Genomic DNA, 16,283 nt, shown 5'->3' on the forward strand with positions numbered 1-16,283 from the left:
TTAAAACGGATAGGCCGGCGGTGTGTTGCGGATGGTCAGCCACTGCCACTGGGTGAACTCGTCGATGTTGCTGGGACCGCCGATGCTGGTGCCGTTGCCCGAGGCGCCGACGCCGCCGAACGGGTTGATGACCTCGTCGTTGACCGTCTGGTCGTTGATGTGCAGCAGGCCGGCGCGCAGCCTGTCGCCGATGGCCATGGCGCGGCCGATGTCGGGCGAGATCACTGCGGCGGACAGGCCGTATTCCGTGCGGTTGGCGAGTTCCACCGCCTCGTCGTCGCCGCTGAAGGAGGTGATGCAGGCGACAGGGCCGAATATCTCCTCCTCGAAAGCAGCCATGCCAGGCTTGACGCCGGCGAGCACGGACGGCGCGTAGAACAGCTTGTCATAGGTGCCGCCTGCCATCAGTCGGGCACCTTGATCGACCGAGGTTTTCACCACCCGGTCGATGTGATCGAGTTGCGCCTTGTTGATGATGGGGCCGAGCGCGACGTTGTCCGTCGCCGGATTGCCGACAGGCAGGCTCTTCGCCTTCCGTGCCAGCGCCTCGGTGAAAGCCTCCAGGATCGGCGCCTCGACCAGGATGCGGCCGGACGACATGCAGATCTGGCCCTGGTGCAACCAGGCGCCCCAGGCGGCATTCTTCACCGCCAGCTCGAGGTCCGCGTCCTTGAGGATGACGAGCGTGTTCTTGCCGCCGAGCTCCAGCGACACCTTCTTGAGATGCCGGCTGGCGTTTTCGCCGACAATGCGGCCTGCCTTGGTCGAACCGGTGAACTGGATCATCGCGATGTTCGGATCGGCGACCAGCGCGGCACCCGCGTCGCCGGCGCCCGGCAGCACGTGGATGAGGCCTTCCGGCAGGCCGGCCTTTTCGAACAGCGTGGCAAAGACCAGCCCGCCGCAGACCGCCGTGCGCGGATCTGGCTTGAGCACAACCGCATTGCCCACGGCGAGCGACGGCGCGACGGCCCGCATGGCGAGATAGAGCGGGAAGTTGAACGGCGAGATGACGCCGACGACGCCGAGCGGACGGCGGCGGGCGAGGTTCATCCGGCCGGCTTCCGACGGCAGCACGAGACCTTGCGGCTGCGAGGCGAGTGCGGCGGCTTCGTTCAGCGCCTTGATGCTGAGTTGCGTCTCGAACTCCGCCTTGCCGCGCGCCGAACCGCTCTCGCGGATCAGCCATTCGACCACGTCGCCGAAATGCAGCTCGAGCATGCCGGCGGCCTTGCGGATGACCGCCGCCCGCGTGTCGTAGCTTGCCGCTGCCCAATCGCGCTGTGCCTTGGCCGCCGACGCCGACGCCAGTGTCACGTCTGCCGGGGATGCCATGCCGATGCGGCCAAGCACGGAACCTGTCGCAGGCTCGATGATGTCGGCGGCTTGCGTCGTGCGCTTCCAGCCGCCCGAATAAATGGTCCCGTCGAGATGGTCGCCGCGGATCAACTTCAGCTCCTGGGAAGAGACTGCCTTGTTCATCTTGTCACTCCTGGTATGCGGCCACTCGGCCGCCCTGTTCGGCGACGTGGAGCCGCCGTCCTTGGAAAAGAAACTCGCGAAGCAGACTGGCCACTTCGACCGGACGCTCAATGCACGGCAGATGACCAGCGCCGGCAATCGCGCGGAAAGCCGCTGCGGGTATTCGCCGCGCCGTGTCGGCGACCAACTCAGGCGGGGTAGAAAGATCCCTGGCGCCGGCGATGACCAGCGTCGGAGCGGAGATGCCGCCGATCGTCTCGGTCAAGTCTGCATCGCGCAACGCCCTGCAGGTGTCGGCGTAGCCGGCGGCCGGCGTGCGCTCCAGCATGCGCTGCCAGCCGGCAAAGGCGTCGGGCTCGCCGTTGCGGTAGCCGGGCGAAAACCAGCGCTCCATGATCTGGTCGCCGATTGCCGCCACGCCCTGCTGCAACACAGCGTCGATGCGGGCGTTCCATGCGTCCAGCGTGCCGATCCTGGCGGCCGTGTCCATCAGCACCAGCCCGGTCAACCGCGCCGGTGCGCGCACCGCGAGTTCCATTGCGATCAACCCACCGACAGACAGGCCGCAGACGGCCGCGCTATCCCATCCGACGTGGTCGAGCAGGCTGACAAGGTCGTTCGCATGATCGGCGATGCCGCCGGGAGCCGGCGACACTTCGCTCAGCCCGTGGCCGCGCTTGTCATAGAACAGCAGGTCGAAATCGGCGCCGAGTTCATCGGCGACATCGTCCCAGATCGTGATGTCCGACCCGAGCGAATTGACAAAGACGATCCTCGGTCCGCCGCGGCGGCCGATACGGCGATAATGAAGGACGATGCCGTTGGTTCTGGCGAAGGACATGATGCGCGCCCTAGTGCAGGCCGAGATGGCGTTCGAGAAGCTCAGGTTGGGACAGGAGTTCCGACGGCGTACCGTCGAACTCGATGCCGCCCTTGGACATCACGACCATGCGGTCGGCGACTTTCGCGAGGTTCTTGATGTCCTTGTCGACGACGATGGTGGCGATGCCCTCGCCGCGTATGACGGCGAGAGTCTTCCAGATCTCGTCCGACCCCTCCGTCGCCTCGTCGATGAGAACGATCTCCGGATTGGTCATCAGCGCCCTGCCGATGGTCAGCATCTGCTGCTCGCCACCGGAAAGCTGGTGGCCGCCATTGCCGCGGCGCTGGGCGAGGCGCGGAAACACCGACAGCACGCGGTCCAGCGTCCAGCCGCGCTTGCCGTCGCGGCCGGCGCGGGACGCCATGGTGAGGTTCTCGATCACCGTGAGCGAGCCGAAGACCCCGCGCCCCTCGGGCACGAGGGCGACGCCCGCCTGCGAGATGGTCTCCGGCTTCTTGCCGCGGATCGAGCTGCCGTTCAGGTCGATGGTTCCCTGGACGCGCGGCACCAGCCCCATCAGCGAGCGCAGCAAGGTGGTCTTGCCCATGCCGTTGCGGCCGATGAGCGCCACCTGTTCGCCGGGCTTCACGGCCAGGCTTACGCCATGAAGGATCTGGCTCGGCCCGTAGAAACTCTCCAGCCTGTCGACTGTCAGGAGCATGTTCATGCGACTTCCTCCGCTTCTCCGAGATAGGCGGCGCGCACCACCGGGTCGCGCCTGACGGCCTCGACCGTGCCCGAGGCGATGACCTTGCCGTCGGCCATGACGGTGAGCCGGTCGGCGATGGCGAAGACCGCGTCCATGTCGTGCTCGACCAAGAGAACGCCCCTGCCCGCCTTCAGCGATGCGATCAGGCCCGTCATCCGGCGCGCCTCGGCGTGCCCCATGCCGGCGAGCGGTTCGTCGAGTAGGACCAGCCGGGGCGCGGTTGCCAGCACCATGGCGACCTCGAGCTGGCGCTGCTCGCCATGGCTCATCGCCCGCGCGGGGGTGTCGGCGCGGCCTTCGAGGCCAACCTCGGCAAGTGCTGCAAGGGCCGCTTCACGCACGGCGGCCCGGCGCTTGCCGTCGCAGCGCATGGCAAGGGCGCCGGGCCGTGTCGCCTGGGCAGCCAGCCGGGCGTTGTCGAACACCGTACGTTCGGGAAAGATCGTGGTCTTCTGGTATGAGCGGCCTATGCCGCCCTGGCAGCGCTGGTGCGGACCGCTTGCGGTGACGTCGCGGCCGTCGAGCAGGATGGTGCCGTCGGTCGGCCTCAGGTCGCCCGACAGCAGGTTGATGAGCGTCGACTTGCCGGCGCCGTTGGGGCCGATGACGGCATGGATTTCGCCTTCCCGGACACTAAGGGAAACGTCCGAGCAGGCGGCAAGCCCGCCGAAACGCTTGCCAAGGCCACGGGCTTCGAGGATGTCAGCCGACATTGTTCGCCTCCTTCAGCTTGAGCGCAGGCGTGCTGGCGCGCCTGCCGAGGCCGGCCAGCCGCGCAAGGTCCTGCAGGCCGCCGGGCGCAACCAGCACCAGCGCGATGACGATCAGCCCGTAGACGAGCTTCCAATCGTCGATGAAATATTTCAGCACCTCCTCGAGCCCGGTCACGACGAAGGCACCGGCGAGCGGCCCGGCGACGCGGCGGGTGCCGCCCAGCACGACCATCACCAGGGCGGTGGCGGAGAGATGCCAGCCAAGCATCTGCGGCGCGACGAAGCCGAACTGGGCGGCCGAGAGATAGCCGGCAAGACCCGCCAGCGCTGCGGACACCACGAACGCAATGAGCCGGACGCGGAACACCGGGATGCCGAGCGCCAGCGCCCGCCGCTCGTTGTCGCGCGCTGCCGTCAGCGCATCGCCGAACGGCGTCGACAGCAGGTGTCGGATGAACCACCAGCAACCGGCAGTCATAAGCAAGGCCACCAAGTAGAAGGTCACCGGATTGTCGAGGTCGAGGAGGATCGTCTCGCCGAACGCCAGCACCGGTTTCACATAGAGGAAGAGACCATCCGAGCCGCCGCCGATCGGCGTGTCATGGAACAGGAAGAACAGCATCTCGCCGAAGGCGAGCGTGACCATGATGAAATAGACGCCGCGCGTCCTCAGCGACAGCACGCCGATGACCAGCGCCACGAGCACGGTGACGCCAACGGCAAGCGGAAGCGTCAGCAGCAGCGACGGCGCGTCATATTCGGGTGCCGCCAGCACGAGGACATAGCCGGCCAGGCCGAAGAACGCGGCGTGGCAGAGGCTGACGAGACCGCCGAAGCCGACGGCGAGGTTCAGCGCCATGGCCAACGTGCCGAGGATCAGCACCTTGGCCGCGAACTGGACGTAGTAGTCGGGGACCAGCGCCGGAAGCATCGCCGCCGCAACAACGGCTGCAAGCAGCGCCAGATGGGTACGTGAAGACAGGGGTTGCATCTCAAACCTCCCGCTTGCCGAGGATGCCGGTGGGGCGAACCACCAGGACCACGGCCATCAGTACGTAGATGAGGATTCCGGCCAGCTCCGGCATGAACACCTTGCCGAATGTGTCGATCAGGCCGATCAGCAGCGCGCCGATGGCCGCGCCCGGCACCGAACCGATGCCGCCCAGAACCACCACGACGAAGGACAGGATGAGCATGCCGTCGCCCATGCCGGGATAGACGGTGGAAATCGGCGCGATCACCGCACCGGCGAGTGCGGCGAGCGCAATGCCGACGGCAAACACGTAGCGGTTGACGCTGTCGAACGGTATGCCGAGCGCACGGGTCATTTCGCGGTTCTCGGCGCCGGCGCGCACGACCATGCCGATCCTGGTGCGGCGGATGACCAGGAAGATGGCAACGGCCACCGCCAGGCAAAGCAGGCTGACGGCGAGCCTGTAGACCGGGTAGTTCAGCACCTCGGTCAGCGGCAGCGAACCCGACAGCCATTCGGGCAGCGGCACCGACTGCACGTCGCGGCCGAACACCATTTGGCGCAGTTCGTCGACGACGAGGATCAGGCCGAAGCTGAGCAGCACCTGCGAGAGATGATCGCGGCCGTAGAGCCTGCGGATGAACACGCTCTCCAGTGCCAGTCCGATGACGAAGCTGATGGCGAAGGCACCAACGATGCCGACGGCGAAATTACCCGTCGCCACTGTCAGCCACCAGGCGAGATAGGCGCCCAGCATGTAGAACACGCCGTGCGCGAGATTGATCACTCCGAGGATGCCGAAAACCAGGGTCAGGCCGCTCGCGACGAGAAACAGCACGAGCCCATACTGGACGGCATTGAGGAGTTGGATGGCAAAAGTGCCGATATCCATAACGGTCTCCATGTCCGAAGGAGGCAAGCGGGCGCAGTTGCGCCCGCCGTTCAGGCCATGCGGCAGCCGCGCGCGGGGTCCTGCACCGCCTCGCCGGCGACCGACACCAACGCGTTGCGCCCGTCGCGAACCTCGCGGAGGTAGATGTTCTGGATCGGATTGTGCGCGGCCGAGAAGCTCAGCGGCCCGCGCGGGCTGTCGATCCGGGCACCTGCCATGGCACCGAACAGCGCCTCGCGCGCCGAAGCGTCGCCGCCGGTCGCCGTTAGTCCGGCTTCCAGCAGGGCGGCGGCGTCGAAGCCCTGGACGGCGTAGATGTCGCCTGCTTCGCCGGTCTTGGCCTGGAAGGCGGACAGGAAGGACTTGTTGGCCGGAATGTCGAGATCGTCGGCATAGTGCAGCGTAGTGCGGATGCCGGTGGCGGCATCGCCCTGCGCCTTCAGCGTGCCGTCGGTCAGGAAGCCGGTGCCGTAGAGCGGGATCTTGCCCTTCAGGCCCGCAGCGGCATAGTCGGTGACGAATTTCACCGCCCCGCCGCCGGCGAAGAAGGCGAACACCGCGTCGGGCTTGAGCGTGGCGATGCGCGTGATCAGCGCCTGGAACTCCACTTCCGGGAAGGGCACCGTCAGCGCGTCGACGACCGTGCCGCCTGCCGCCTCGAAACCTTCGGTGAAGGCACCGACCATCTGCTGGCCGGCGGTGTAGCGCCAGGTGATGGTCACGACATTGCGGTGGCCGTCGTCGTGGACGACCTTGCCCATCGGATGCGCAGGCTGCCAGTTGGAGAATGAGGTGCGGAAAATGTTTTGCGCGCAGAGCGGGCCGGTGGCCTCGTCGGCGCCGGCATTCGGGATGATCAGAGGCACGCCGGTGTCGCGCGCCACCTTCACCATCGCCATGGCGACGCCGGAATGCACGGTGCCGATGACGACGTCAGCCTTGTCGCGGCTGACCAGCCTGTTCATGTTGTCGGTCGCGGTCTCGGGCTTGGACTCGTCGTCGAGGCGGATGAACTCCACCTTGCGGCCGCCGAGCATGCCCGACTTCTGCTCGACATAGAGGTTGAAGCCGTTTTCGATGAACTGCCCGAGCTTGGCGTAGGTGCCGCTGAAGGGCAGCATCAGTCCGACCTTGAGCGGCGCGCCCTGGGCGATTGCCGGCTTGGGGAATCCGAGGGCCAGGCCCGCGGCTCCGGCTGCGGTTGCGCCGAGAAAATTCCTGCGCGTCATGGCGATGGTCTGCGTCGTCGGCTTGAACTTGGTCATGTCGTACTCCTCCGTTTTATTGTCATTGGACAGTCGTCGTGCGAGGCCTCCCCCTCGCAGCAACCTCGGCCGCTATCCGACGTGGGGACCGGGTCGCGCCCGAGCCCACGGCGGTATGGTTCAATGGCCTCCGGCAAAGGCCTCGGCCGGTGCCTGCCGGCGCGTGCGCACCAGCACGACAGCGACAGCCGCGAGGATCAGCGGCACGGCAAGACCGGCGAAGTAGCCGCTGGTTCCTCCGGCCTGCAGCAGCCAACCACCCGCCGCCGAGCCGACGATGGCGCCGGTGCGGCCGATGCCGATTGCCCAGCCGGTGCCGGTGGCGCGTAGCTCCGTCGGATAGGTGCTGGAGATGAGGTAGTTCAGCGCGATCTGCTGGCCGCCGATGCCGAATCCGGCTGCGGCGACGAGCGCAAAGACCAGGGTCCAGTTGGTGTTCACCAGGGCCAGCCCGGCACAGACCGCGATGCCGATCATGAACATCGCCGTCAGCGTGCGGCGGATGTCGATGCGCGGCAGGAAGATCGACAGCGGAATGGCGAAGACGATGAAGGCGGCGTTGACGATGACCGTTCCCAGCGCGGCGGTCGGCTGGTCGAGCCCCATGCCGGTCAGCACCGTCGGCAGCCACAGCAGGAACATGAACCAGGCGATCCAGTTGAACAGATAGATGGCCCAGATCGCTATGGTGCTGGTGCGGTACTCCGGCGTGAACAGCGCGCTGACCGAGCCCTTGCCAGCCGCTGGCGGCACGATGAACGTCGTGTCATCGGCAATCGGCTTGCCGGCGATGCGGGCGACGAGACTGCGAGCCCGGGAGATGTCTTCGGGCCGGCCGCGCGAGGCGAGGAACTGGGCCGATTCCGGCAGGAACGCCAGGCAGATCAGCAGCACGACGAGCGGTATCGCCCCGCCCACGATGTAGATGCCCTGCCAGCCGATGACCGGCATCCAGCCGGCGGCGAGCACGCCGCCGACCATGGCGCCGGCCGGCAGGCCCAGGAGCACGCCGGTGAGCACCGCACCGCGCAGGCGCGACGGGCTGTATTCCGCGGCCATCGCCAGCAGGACCGGTGTCGCACCGCCCATGCCGAGGCCGGTCAGGAAGCGCAGCGCCACGATCTGGGTCGGCGACTGGGCAAAGGCGATGGCCAGCGAAAAGACGCCGAACAACACGATCGAACCCAGAATGGCGACACGGCGGCCGATGCGGTCGCCGATCATGCCGAGGCCCATGGCGCCAAGCGCCATGCCCAGCGTGCCGGAAATGAAGATGTAGGTCATGTCGCCCGGCGACATGCCGAACGCCTTGGCGATGGCCGGACCGGTATAGGCGATGGCCTGGGTGTCGAAACCGTCAAGCAGCGCGACGAGAAAACACAGGAAGAAAACCCGCAATTGCAGGCCACTCACAGGCCGCTCGTCGAGCAGCTGTCGAATGTCCAGTCTAGAATTGAGCACGTGTATTTCTCCTGTAGGAAGTCGATCGGCCGGCAACGCCGGCCTCTGTCTGTGGGGTCGGCGGCGCGAGCTTGCTACCCGGCGTCGCCGTGTTTTCAGCCGCTGTCGCCACCACCGACCGGCAGGATGGTGCCGGTGAGGTAAGAGGCCTCGTCCGAGGCCATGAACAGGATGGCGTTGGTCTGCTCGGCGAGCGTGCCGTAGCGTTTCATGAAGCTGGTGGCCTTGGTCTGGTCGACCACCGCCTGCATCCAGGCCTTGTCGCGTTCGTCCTGGGCAGCGTCATTGCGCGGGATGCGGCGCACCGGTGCATCCGTGCCGCCGGGCGCGACCGCGTTGACGCGGATGCCGCGCTCGGCATTCTCCATGGCCAGCGATACGGTCAGCGCGTTGACCGCGCCCTTCGCCGCCGAATAGGGCACGCGGTTGATGCCGCGGGTGGCGATCGACGAGACGTTGACGATCGACCCACCGCCGGCCTCGATCATCAGCGGCAGCACGGCGCGGCAGCACCACATGGTCGGAAACAGCGAGCGGCGGATCTCCGCCTCGATCTGGGTCTCGTCGAAATGCTCGAACGGCCGCATCCAGATGGCGCCGCCGACATTGTTGACCAGCACATCGACGCGTCCGAGCGCAGCGCGCGCCTCCTCGATCGCGCCTGTCGCGCCCTGCCAGCTCTCGAGGTCGGCCAGGATCGCAACGGCCTTGCCGCCGCTGGCAACGATGTCGGCTGCGGCCTCATTGGCCAGTTCGGAGCGGTCGACCAGCGCCACATGCGCACCCTCGGCGGCCGCCTCGATCGCCACCTGACGGCCGATGCCTTGCGCGGCACCGGTGACGACCATCGCCTTGCCGGCGAAACGCTGCGCCCGGCCGCTCATATCGCTGCCTCCGCGGCCACGAACTTCTCATGGTAGAAGGCGGCCGGCTTGACCCCGATCTTGTCGAAATGCGCCTTGACCGCGTCGACCATCGGCGGCGGGCCGCAGAGATAGACGTCGGCCTCGCCGTCGTTCAGATCGGCGGCGCCGAAGTGGTCGGTGACGAAACCGATCAGGCCGTGCGTGCTCGCCGTGTCGGAAACGCAGACGTCGAAGGTGAAATCCTCCATCGTCTCGGCAAAACGCTCGAGCTTTTCGACCTCGACCATGTCGACGTCGCGGGTGACGCCGTAGACGAGCCTGACCGGGTGAGCGGGGCCGCCCTGCTCTTCCAGATATTCGAGCATGGCGAGGAAGGGGGCGAGACCGGTGCCGCCGGCTAGGAACAGCGTCGGCCGGCGGAGTTCGCGCAGGTAGAACGCACCCACGGGACCACGCAGCGTGAGCCGGTCGCCGGTCGCCGCCTGGCTGGACAGGTAGGTCGACATCAGTCCGCCAGGGATGTTGCGGACCAGGAAGTCGGCGCGGCCGCCCGAGACGCAGGACGAGAACGAATAGGCGCGGCTCTCGCTGGTGCCTGGAACCGAGACCTGCATGTATTGGCCGGGCAGGAAGCTCAGGGCCTCCGGCTGGTCGAGGGCGACGGTGAAGCCGATGGTGGTGTCGGAAAGCTTGCGCACGTCGGCGAGCTCAGCCTCGAATGCCGTCGGTCCGCTCTTGCACAGCGCGGAGGTCGCCGGAATGCTGATGACGCAGTCGCTCTCCGGCCGAAGCTGGCAGGTCAGCACGAAGCCTTCCGATGCCTCGTCCTCGCTGAGGGCATCCTCGATGTAGTCGCCCATCCTGAAGCGGCCCGACTCGCACTTGCTCTTGCAGGTGCCGCAGGCGCCGTCGCGGCAATCCATCGGAATGTTGAGCCGGGCCCGATAGGCCGCATCGGCCACGACCTCGTTGCCGTCGCATTCGATGAAGCGGGTGACGCCGTCTTCGAAGTTCAAAGCTATCCTGTGTGCCATGGCGCGATCCTCCCTGGCCTGTTCAGACGTGGTAGATGTCGATGACGTGGTGGATGTAGTCGTTGGTCAGCACGACCTTCTTGCGGGCGATCTTCAGCGCGCCGTCGCCGACCTCGAGCGTGTAGAACGACGCCCCGTAGTAGGAATCGGTGGTCTTGTAGCGGAAGTTGAAGGTCAGCCAGTTGAAGCGGACCTCAAGCTTCTCCGCATCCTGTTCCAGGATCTCGACATTGGAGATGTGGTGGATGGTCCGCGGCTCCGGCAGGCTGGTGGCGCTGGAGCGCTCGGTGCGGATGCGGAAGATGCGATCCTCCAGCCCCTGCTTGGTCGGGTAGTACATCAGCGAGATTTCGGTCTGCGGGTCCTCGACGAGCGTTTCATCGTCGTCCCAGGACGGCATCCAGAACTCGGCATGCGGGGCGTAGAGCGCGAGCCATTCGTCCCACTGCCTGTCGTCCAGGAATCGGGCCTCGCGATAGAGGAACTCTTCCACCTCTTGGCGTGAAATGGTCATGACGTCTCCTTCCGCGGACCGTTCTCGGACCGCGCCGTGCGGGCTTGATGCTTGAAAGGCGGCGAGCCGGGCTCGCCGATCAGTTGCCGTCAGTCAGTCGGGTTCTTGCCGACCGCCTTCTCCAGCGTTTCCTTCCAGTATTTGTGCTGGATGACGAACAGGCCTTCGTCCTCGGTCTTGGCGCCCGACAGCAGCGGCTTGAGGCCGATTGCCTTGGCGCCTTCGTCGGCGCCCTCGATCCAGTGCGTGGCGCCGCGGCTGAGGTCGTTCCACGCCGCCTGCCGCGCCTGGTAGCCGATCTGGCAGGAGCGGAACTCCTCGAGGTCGTCGGGCGTGGCCATACCGGAGGCGTTGAAGAAGTCCTCGTACTGGCGGATGCGGCGGGCACGTGCCTCGGCACCCTCGCCCTTGGGCGCGATGCAGTAGATGGTGACTTCCGTCTTGTCGACCGAGATGGGCCGGTACATGCGTATCTGCGAGGAGAACTGATCCATCAGGTAGACGTTGGGGTAGAGGCACAGGTTGCGCGAGCGGTCGATCATCCAGTCGGCCCAGGACTGGCCGAACTTCTCGGTCAGTTCGCCGCGCTTCTCGGCAAGCGGCCGGTCCTCCGGATTGCTCCAGCGGGTCCAGAGCAGGAGATGGCCGTGCTCGAAGGAGTAGAAGCCGCCACCCTGCTTGGCCCAGGACGAGGCGTCCATGGCACGGGTGACGTCGACGCCGGCAGCAGCGGCCAGCGCATCCTTGCGGTGATTGGTGGTCGCCGCATAGTTCCAGTGCACTGAGGAGACATGGTAGCCGTCGGCGCCGTTCTCGGTCTGCAGCTTCCAGTTGCCGTCATAGACATAGGTCGAGCCGCCGCGCAGCACTTCGAGCCCGTCGGGCGACTGATCGACGATCATGTCGATGATCCTTGCGGCTTCTCCAAGATGCTGTTCGAGCGGCAGCACATCGGCATTCAGGCTGCCGAACAGGAAGCCGCGATAGCTCTCGAAACGCGCCACCTTGGTCAGGTCGTGCGAACCGTTCTTGTTGAACTGTTCGGGGTAGCCGGCACCGTCGGGGTCCTTGGCCTTGAGCAGCTTGCCGCTGTTGGAGAAGGTCCAGCCGTGGAACGGGCAGGTGTAGGTGCTCTTGTTGCCGCGCTTGTGGCGGCACACCATCGCGCCGCGATGCGAGCAGGCATTGAGGAAGCAGTGCAGCTCGCCCTTCTTGTCGCGCGAGATGACGATCGGCTGGCGGCCGATATGGCCGGTCAGGAAGTCGTTGGCGTGCGGGATCTGGCTTTCATGGGCGAGATAGACCCAGTTGCCCTCCCAGATGTGGCGCATTTCCAGCTCGAACAGGTCGGGGTCGGTGAAGATGTCGCGACGGCAGCGATAGGCGCCGGTGGCGGGGTCGTCCACAACGGCCGCATCGAGCTTGTCTTCGATGTGCCGATCAAGGTTTGAGTCCAGCATGTTGCATTCCTCCACAAAGGTGGCGCGCCGCCTCCGCTTGGCGCACCCGATCCGACATCAGGCGCTGACGCGTTCGCGCTCGACCACGGTGTCCGTCACGCCTTCCACTTCAGGCATCAGCACGAAGTCGAAGTCGATCGAGGCGAAAGGCTCCTGCACCTGGCGTTCGGCCAGCACCTTCGGGTCACTGATGCGGGCGACCGGTGGGATGAGGTCGTTGCGGGTGCCGAAGGCGAAATCCTCGAACAGGTATTCGTCGCCTTCGATGTTGATCTGCGTCGTCAGGTGGCGGTAGCCGGGCGCCGAGACGAAGAAGTGGATGTGCGCCGGACGGTGGCCATGGCGGCCGAAGGCGAACATCAGCTGCTCGGTCGAGCCGCCCGGAGGCGTGGCATAGCCGCTCGGCATGATCGAGCGGAAGCTGTAGCGCCCCTCGGCGTCGGTCTGGATGCGGCGGCGCAGGTTGTAGGCCTGCTGCTGCGGGTCGAAATGCGAATAGTTGCCCAGCGTGTTGGCGTGCCAGACGTCGACGATGGCGTCGGCGACAGGCTTGCCATTCTGGTCGCGGACCTGGCCCTGCATGAACACGACCTCGCCCTTGTCGGAGCCGTCGTCGAGCCGCGCAGTGCCCTTGGAGAGCGGTGCGCCGGCAATGTAGAGCGGTCCTTCGATGGTGCGGGCGGTGCCGCCGGCGAGGCCTGCGCGGCGCTCGGCCTCGTCGAGGCGCAGGTCGAGGAAATGCTCGAGGCCGATGCCCGGGGCGATCAGGCCGAGTTCGTTGTTGCGCGCCGCCTGGCCGAGATAGGCGACGGCACTCCAGACCTCGTTCATGCTGATGTCGAGATCGTCGATGGCGGTGAACAGGTCGCCGAGCAGCCGGTTGGCGATGCTCTTCAGGCGCTGGTCGCCGCCCGCCTGGTCGAGGCCGCTGGCACGGCTGGCGAGATCGTCGATGACGGACTTTTCGATAAGCTTGCTGGACATGGGAACCTCCCTTTCTGGCTCGCATTGCTGCGCGTTAACTAAACTCGCTCCCTTGCTCCCGCTCTACCTGCGCGGAAGGGAGCCCCTGTCGGCGCCTATGCGCCGTCGTCGGCGATCGCCGACGGATGCCGGCAAAGCGCCTTCACTTCGATCTGCATGAACGGAAACAGCGGCAGCCCGGACAGGATTTCGTGCAGTTCGCCCGCCCCGCTGACGTCGAAGACGCTGACATTGGCGTACTGGCCGGCGACGCGCCAAAGATGGCGCCACTTGCCGCTGCGTTGCAGTTCCTGGGCCTGCGCCTTCTCCGTTGCCTTCAGTCGGTCGGCCTGGTCCTTGGGCAGATCGTGCGGCAGGTTGACGGTCATTTCGACATGAAACAGCATGATCTCACCTCACCACGCGCAAGGACGCGGGCGCACCGGCCCGGTCGCGACGGAAGCGGTTCACCGCCGCGTCATCCAATTCGATTCCCAAGCCAGGCCCTGTCGGAACCCTGAGCTCGAAGTCGGCGTAGCCGAGCGGCTCGGTCAGCAGTTCCTCGGTCAGGAGCAGCGGGCCGAACAATTCGGTGCCCCAGTCGAGACTGCGAACCCCGGCAAACAGGTGTGCTGCGGCGATCGTGCCGATCGGTCCTTCAAGCATCGTGCCGCCATAGACGGCGATACCTGCCGCTTCGGCCACCGCGATCACCTTCGATGCGGCGAACAGGCCGCCGGCTTGCTCGATCTTGACCGAGAACACGTCGCCGGCGTGCTTCGATGCCGCGGCCAGCGCGCTTTCGGGTCCGGTCAGTATCTCGTCGGCCATCAGCGCGATGCGGGACTTCGCCTGCAGCCGGGCGAGCGGCTCGACGCCGGCGACAGGCTGCTCGACCAGCACGCAGCCGGCGTCGGCCAATGCCGCAATGCCATGGGCCGCCTCGCGTTCACGCCAGGCCATGTTGACGTCGACGCGGACACTGGCGAAATCAGGCAGCGCCTTGCGGATCGCCGCCACATGCGCAACGTCCTGATCAACCGGTCGCTTGCCGATCTTCAGCTTGAAATCCCTGTGGCGGCGGGCCTCCAGCATGCGCTGGGCCTCTTCGATATCCTTGGCGGTATCGCCCGAAGCGAGCGTCCAGGCCACCGGAAGGCTGTCGCGACGACGCCCGCCGAGCAGTTCCGAGAGCGGCAGGCCAAGGCGGCGTGCCTGTGCGTCCAGAAGGGCGGTTTCGACCGCGCATTTGGCGAAGTGGTTGCCCTTCACCGCCGCATTGACCTTGTCCATGGCAAGCGCGACGCGCGTCGCGTCGGCGCCGATGAGCAGCGGCGCGATGTACTGGTCGATCGCAAGCTTCATGCTTTCGGGGCTTTCGGCGCCATAGGCGAGACCGCCGATCGTGGTGCCTTCGCCCAGTCCCGAGACCTCGTCGGAGCAGCGCAGCCTGACGACCATCATCGTCTGCCCGCTCATCGTCACCATCGACAGCGCGTGCGGCCGGATGGTTGGCACATCAAGCAGGATGGTATCGATTTCGATGATGCGGATGCCAGAATTCACGGAACTTTCCTCCGAACTTCCTATGGCAAACGCTAGCTTTGAGCCGACAAACAGTCCAAGACTATCTCGGTCGATATCGATACCTAGAAGGTATAGTGCCATGGACATGCGCCAGCTTCGCTACTTCGTCGCCGTCGCACGCGAGCGCAATTTCTCAAGGGCTGCGGAGGTGCTGCATATCGCTCAACCGCCGCTCAGCCGGCAGATCCAGCAACTCGAAGAGAGCCTGGGCGCCGTACTGATCGACCGGTCGAGCCGGCCGCTGGCGCTGACCGAGGCCGGCCGCTTCTTCTACGAGCAGGCGAGCCAGATGATCACGCGGATGGAGCACATTCGCGAGCAGACGCGCCGCATCGCGCTGTCGCGGCGCGAGATCTTCATCATCGGATGCGTCGGCTCGACGCTCTACAGCGGCATTCCCGACCTCGTCCGCCGCATGCGGGTCCGCTGGCCGGAGCTCGGCATCGAGTTCCGCGAGATGATGTCGGTCGAGCAGATCGCCGCCCTCAAGGACGGGCGCATCGATCTCGGCTTCGGCCGCGTGCGGCTCAGCGACCCGGATGTCGAACGGATCACGCTGCGCGAGGAGCGACTGGTCGTCGCCTTCCCGAAGAACCATCCCAAATCGCTCTCGACCTCGCCGATCGCCCTCAAGGACATAGAGGGCGAGACCTTGGTGATCTATCCCTCCAAGCCGCGACCAAGCTTCGCCGACGAGGTGCTCGGCCTGTTTGCCGAGCTCAATGTCGAACCCGGCATCGTCGAGGAGGTTCGCGAGATACAGACCGCGCTCGGCCTGGTGGCAGCGGCCGCGGGCTTGTGCATCGTTCCGGCGGCCTCGCAGCGCCAGCGCCCCGACGATGTCTGCTACCGCATCTTGTCCGATGAAAAGGCAACCTCGCCGGTGATCATGAGCTATCGGCGCAACGACAATTCCGGACGGATAGAGGCGATCAAGGAACTGATCCGGGAAATGTATGCCGACAACCCGCCCTGGCTGCAGCTGTCGAACATTACCTGGTAGCCTGGAAAACTCGCTGCCAGGCAGAAGGTCCGGCAGTTCGCAGGGCTTCAGTGACGAAATCGAACATTTCGCCTTGTCAGAAATATTCGGGTCGGCTACTCATCATTTCGATATTTCTAGGATTATTGAAATATGGAAGAGCACCGAGCCCTCGCCGCCTTCGGAGCCCTGTCGCAGGAGACCAGGCTGCGCATCTTGCGCATGCTGGTTGTCGCAGGTCCCGATGGCATGGCGGCCGGCACCATTGCCGACAAGGCCGACGTTTCGGCCTCCAACGTCAGCTTCCATCTCAAGGAACTGGAGCGGGCAGGCCTGGTCGCCGCACGCAGGGATTCCCGGTCGATGATCTACAGCGCCCAGTACGATGCGATCAGGGGCATCATCCGGTTCCTGATGGAGGACTGCTGCTCCGGCCGTCCGGAAATCTGCGCGCCCGTCATCACCGCCGCGGCCTGCGGCACTCCGTTGAAGGCCTGAC

Annotated in this window: 17 protein-coding genes; 2 read left to right on the forward strand and 15 right to left on the reverse strand. The window is 65.9% G+C overall.

Annotated elements, in window-relative coordinates:
- From GGQ99_RS15420 to GGQ99_RS15490, 15 genes are all read right to left on the reverse strand, one after another.
- The gene (locus GGQ99_RS15420; RefSeq protein WP_183263224.1) at nucleotides 1–1,482 is read right to left on the reverse strand and encodes a benzaldehyde dehydrogenase; all 1,482 of its coding nucleotides are present in this window, start codon (nucleotides 1,480–1,482) and stop codon (nucleotides 1–3) included.
- 4 nt (nucleotides 1,483–1,486) lie between these two features.
- Nucleotides 1,487–2,323: a 3-oxoadipate enol-lactonase gene (pcaD, locus tag GGQ99_RS15425; RefSeq protein WP_183263225.1), complete on the reverse strand. Its 837-nt coding sequence runs from the start codon at nucleotides 2,321–2,323 to the stop codon at nucleotides 1,487–1,489.
- Between the two features lie 10 nt (nucleotides 2,324–2,333).
- Nucleotides 2,334–3,032 carry an ABC transporter ATP-binding protein gene (locus tag GGQ99_RS15430; protein WP_183263226.1) on the reverse strand — a complete coding sequence of 233 codons (699 nt, stop codon included), beginning with the start codon at nucleotides 3,030–3,032 and terminating at the stop codon, nucleotides 2,334–2,336.
- Nucleotides 3,029–3,787 (reverse strand): ABC transporter ATP-binding protein, encoded by a 759-nt coding sequence (locus GGQ99_RS15435; protein WP_183263227.1) that lies wholly within the window; start codon nucleotides 3,785–3,787, stop codon nucleotides 3,029–3,031. The genes GGQ99_RS15430 and GGQ99_RS15435 overlap by 4 nt, the downstream gene beginning before the upstream one ends.
- A complete protein-coding gene (locus GGQ99_RS15440) occupies nucleotides 3,777–4,778 on the reverse strand; it encodes a branched-chain amino acid ABC transporter permease (protein ID WP_183263228.1) in 1,002 nt (333 codons plus the stop codon). The genes GGQ99_RS15435 and GGQ99_RS15440 overlap by 11 nt, the downstream gene beginning before the upstream one ends.
- A gap of 1 nt (nucleotide 4,779) precedes the next feature.
- Nucleotides 4,780–5,652 carry a branched-chain amino acid ABC transporter permease gene (locus GGQ99_RS15445; RefSeq protein WP_183263229.1) on the reverse strand — a complete coding sequence of 291 codons (873 nt, stop codon included), beginning with the start codon at nucleotides 5,650–5,652 and terminating at the stop codon, nucleotides 4,780–4,782.
- A gap of 50 nt (nucleotides 5,653–5,702) precedes the next feature.
- Nucleotides 5,703–6,917, reverse strand: coding sequence for an ABC transporter substrate-binding protein (locus GGQ99_RS15450; RefSeq protein WP_183263230.1), 1,215 nt, complete (start codon nucleotides 6,915–6,917; stop codon nucleotides 5,703–5,705).
- A 120-nt stretch (nucleotides 6,918–7,037) separates the two neighbouring features.
- Nucleotides 7,038–8,378: an MFS transporter gene (locus tag GGQ99_RS15455; protein WP_183263231.1), complete on the reverse strand. Its 1,341-nt coding sequence runs from the start codon at nucleotides 8,376–8,378 to the stop codon at nucleotides 7,038–7,040.
- A gap of 95 nt (nucleotides 8,379–8,473) precedes the next feature.
- Nucleotides 8,474–9,262 (reverse strand): benzoate diol dehydrogenase BenD, encoded by a 789-nt coding sequence (benD, locus tag GGQ99_RS15460; protein WP_183263232.1) that lies wholly within the window; start codon nucleotides 9,260–9,262, stop codon nucleotides 8,474–8,476.
- Nucleotides 9,259–10,278: a benzoate 1,2-dioxygenase electron transfer component BenC gene (benC, locus tag GGQ99_RS15465; protein ID WP_183263233.1), complete on the reverse strand. Its 1,020-nt coding sequence runs from the start codon at nucleotides 10,276–10,278 to the stop codon at nucleotides 9,259–9,261. Before benC ends, benD begins: the two co-directional genes overlap by 4 nt.
- A gap of 22 nt (nucleotides 10,279–10,300) precedes the next feature.
- Entirely contained in the window at nucleotides 10,301–10,792 is a 492-nt protein-coding gene (benB, locus tag GGQ99_RS15470) for a benzoate 1,2-dioxygenase small subunit (protein WP_183263234.1), read from the reverse strand.
- Between the two features lie 89 nt (nucleotides 10,793–10,881).
- Nucleotides 10,882–12,252, reverse strand: a complete 1,371-nt coding sequence (benA, locus tag GGQ99_RS15475) for a benzoate 1,2-dioxygenase large subunit (protein ID WP_183263235.1) — start codon at nucleotides 12,250–12,252, stop codon at nucleotides 10,882–10,884.
- Between the two features lie 57 nt (nucleotides 12,253–12,309).
- On the reverse strand, nucleotides 12,310–13,236 hold the full coding sequence (gene catA, locus GGQ99_RS15480) for a catechol 1,2-dioxygenase (RefSeq protein WP_183263236.1): 927 nt from the start codon (nucleotides 13,234–13,236) through the stop codon (nucleotides 12,310–12,312).
- Nucleotides 13,237–13,331: 95 nt separating this feature from the next.
- A complete protein-coding gene (catC, locus tag GGQ99_RS15485; protein ID WP_183263237.1) occupies nucleotides 13,332–13,622 on the reverse strand; it encodes a muconolactone Delta-isomerase in 291 nt (96 codons plus the stop codon).
- A gap of 4 nt (nucleotides 13,623–13,626) precedes the next feature.
- Nucleotides 13,627–14,781 (reverse strand): muconate/chloromuconate family cycloisomerase, encoded by a 1,155-nt coding sequence (locus tag GGQ99_RS15490; RefSeq protein WP_343061740.1) that lies wholly within the window; start codon nucleotides 14,779–14,781, stop codon nucleotides 13,627–13,629.
- A 100-nt stretch (nucleotides 14,782–14,881) separates the two neighbouring features.
- On the opposite strand from GGQ99_RS15490, the gene GGQ99_RS15495 reads away from it, so the two are divergent.
- On the forward strand, nucleotides 14,882–15,805 hold the full coding sequence (locus GGQ99_RS15495; protein WP_183263238.1) for a LysR family transcriptional regulator: 924 nt from the start codon (nucleotides 14,882–14,884) through the stop codon (nucleotides 15,803–15,805).
- Between the two features lie 132 nt (nucleotides 15,806–15,937).
- Complete coding sequence (locus GGQ99_RS15500) at nucleotides 15,938–16,282, forward strand: ArsR/SmtB family transcription factor (RefSeq protein ID WP_183263239.1); 345 nt, start codon at nucleotides 15,938–15,940, stop codon at nucleotides 16,280–16,282.
- The last annotated feature ends 1 nt before the right edge of the window (nucleotide 16,283 follow it).

This window comes from Aminobacter niigataensis (genome assembly GCF_014200015.1).
Taxonomy (GTDB): Bacteria; Pseudomonadota; Alphaproteobacteria; order Rhizobiales; family Rhizobiaceae; genus Aminobacter; species Aminobacter niigataensis.

What these genes read in the sequence shown, in the direction of transcription:
- benA (WP_183263235.1), bottom strand. Translation starts at nt 12,252, where the DNA reads ATGCTGGACTCAAACCTTGATCGGCACATCGAAGACAAGCTCGATGCG.
- catC (WP_183263237.1), bottom strand. Translation starts at nt 13,622, where the DNA reads ATGCTGTTTCATGTCGAAATGACCGTCAACCTGCCGCACGATCTGCCC.
- benD (WP_183263232.1), bottom strand. Translation starts at nt 9,262, where the DNA reads ATGAGCGGCCGGGCGCAGCGTTTCGCCGGCAAGGCGATGGTCGTCACC.
- GGQ99_RS15440 (WP_183263228.1), bottom strand. Translation starts at nt 4,778, where the DNA reads ATGCAACCCCTGTCTTCACGTACCCATCTGGCGCTGCTTGCAGCCGTT.
- GGQ99_RS15495 (WP_183263238.1), top strand. Translation starts at nt 14,882, where the DNA reads ATGGACATGCGCCAGCTTCGCTACTTCGTCGCCGTCGCACGCGAGCGC.
- GGQ99_RS15430 (WP_183263226.1), bottom strand. Translation starts at nt 3,032, where the DNA reads ATGAACATGCTCCTGACAGTCGACAGGCTGGAGAGTTTCTACGGGCCG.
- catA (WP_183263236.1), bottom strand. Translation starts at nt 13,236, where the DNA reads ATGTCCAGCAAGCTTATCGAAAAGTCCGTCATCGACGATCTCGCCAGC.
- GGQ99_RS15420 (WP_183263224.1), bottom strand. Translation starts at nt 1,482, where the DNA reads ATGAACAAGGCAGTCTCTTCCCAGGAGCTGAAGTTGATCCGCGGCGAC.
- benB (WP_183263234.1), bottom strand. Translation starts at nt 10,792, where the DNA reads ATGACCATTTCACGCCAAGAGGTGGAAGAGTTCCTCTATCGCGAGGCC.
- GGQ99_RS15450 (WP_183263230.1), bottom strand. Translation starts at nt 6,917, where the DNA reads ATGACCAAGTTCAAGCCGACGACGCAGACCATCGCCATGACGCGCAGG.
- GGQ99_RS15445 (WP_183263229.1), bottom strand. Translation starts at nt 5,652, where the DNA reads ATGGATATCGGCACTTTTGCCATCCAACTCCTCAATGCCGTCCAGTAT.
- GGQ99_RS15435 (WP_183263227.1), bottom strand. Translation starts at nt 3,787, where the DNA reads ATGTCGGCTGACATCCTCGAAGCCCGTGGCCTTGGCAAGCGTTTCGGC.
- pcaD (WP_183263225.1), bottom strand. Translation starts at nt 2,323, where the DNA reads ATGTCCTTCGCCAGAACCAACGGCATCGTCCTTCATTATCGCCGTATC.
- benC (WP_183263233.1), bottom strand. Translation starts at nt 10,278, where the DNA reads ATGGCACACAGGATAGCTTTGAACTTCGAAGACGGCGTCACCCGCTTC.
- GGQ99_RS15500 (WP_183263239.1), top strand. Translation starts at nt 15,938, where the DNA reads ATGGAAGAGCACCGAGCCCTCGCCGCCTTCGGAGCCCTGTCGCAGGAG.